1 protein-coding gene is annotated in these 1,557 nt (G+C 62.4%); it reads right to left on the minus strand.

Annotated features, from left to right (window positions below):
* On the minus strand, positions 1–1,557 hold a 1,557-nt coding region (locus tag ACX80O_RS16660; RefSeq protein ID WP_459334172.1), incomplete at both ends, for an HNH endonuclease signature motif containing protein.

Consider the following 1,557-nt stretch of genomic DNA (forward strand, 5'->3'; position numbering starts at 1 on the left):
GTGGTCGCGGTGGTAGTGGTTTTGGCGGGGTTTTCGGGCCGGGTCGATGTATGGGGGTGGGATGAACCACGGGACCCGGTCTTTGACCTCGATCGCCCATTCGTTCTGGTGCAGCAAATGATGGTGCCGGGTGCAAAGGAGTACCCCGTTATCGGTGGTGGTTGGGCCGCCTCTGCTGAAGGGAAAGATGTGGTGGGCATCGGTCCACGGTGAGGGGATCATGCAATCCGGGAAAGCACACCCACCATCGCGGGCCGTCAACGCTTTGCGCAAGGTGGGAGGAAACAGTCGGCGAGGCCGTCCGACATCGAGGATCTGGCCTCGGCTTCCCAATACCACCGGAAGAATATCCGCGTCACAAGCGATCCGGCGAATCGATCGGGCACTAAGTAACCCACCAAACGCGGCCGTGCCGGCCCGACCCACATCGGCGACCAACTCCTTGTAATCGATCGTGACCAACACCTGGGGCCTCAAACCGCCGGCAGCCGGCAGCTCTTTGGTGGACAAAGCGATCCGGCACGCCCCGACCAGGCCATCGAGTAACTGCTGAGCCCACGTCGACCGATCAAAATCACCACCCGAATCGGCGACTGGCACCTCAATCACCGAATTCGCCTGGCCAGCCGAAGCCCCCTGGCCGGGCGAAGCCCCCCAGGCAGTGGACGTGACCGGGGTAGTGGATGTGGTCTGGTTAGTGGATGTGTTCTGGGCGGTCACCACGGTGGGCTGGTGGGCGTCTCCGAGGTTTTCGGCTTCGGATGCTGAGAGTCCGGCCCGGGCCCGTGGATTGGTGGCCGAGTACATTACCGTCACCAAATCCTCGAACTGCTCATCGGTGGCAAGAATCTCGATAAACCGCAGCCCATGGCGCTTGCCTCGCAGGAAAACTCCCTGCCGGGCCCGAAGGGCTTCCTCGGATGGCTCCTGACCATCAGGATCCAGTGTGTCCTCCCACCGCCTGATCACCGCCCGGAGCACATCCACATCCGACTCCGCCGCCTGACGGGTCAGATTCGCTTCCATCGTCTCCACCTGCTCAGCCGACGCCACAGGTCGCACCCGATCCAGGGCCGCACTGATCAACGTGGCCGCCAGGCTACTTACCGCTGATCGGGCGACCGCCGCCCCCAGATGCCCTAACCTGGGTGCGACCGGCTGACCATTGAGTTGCACCGACGGTAACACCTGAGCCGATAAGCGGATCCTCCGCTTCGCCTCACTCTTACTGACCCGCAACGTATTCCGCAGATACTCAGCATTATCCCGACACCCCGTCCGATTCAAAGCCCCACCCACCGACCCGCCGTTCACCAATCCACCATTCACCAATCCGCCGTTCACCAATCCACCGTTCACCGGATCCCCGCCCGCCGGATCCCTGTCAGCGGTTTCGCTGTTAGTACCGGCAAGGTTCAACCGCTGATCGGACTCACCGACCACCGCCACATTCTGATACTCCACCGCATGCGCGGCGATCAACTGTAGCTGCTCAGCGGTCCTCGCGACCTGCTCGATAGCAACCGCAATCTCAGCGAGCTCACGGGTCGGCATCAA

Source organism: Arthrobacter glycogeni, from assembly GCF_054511155.1.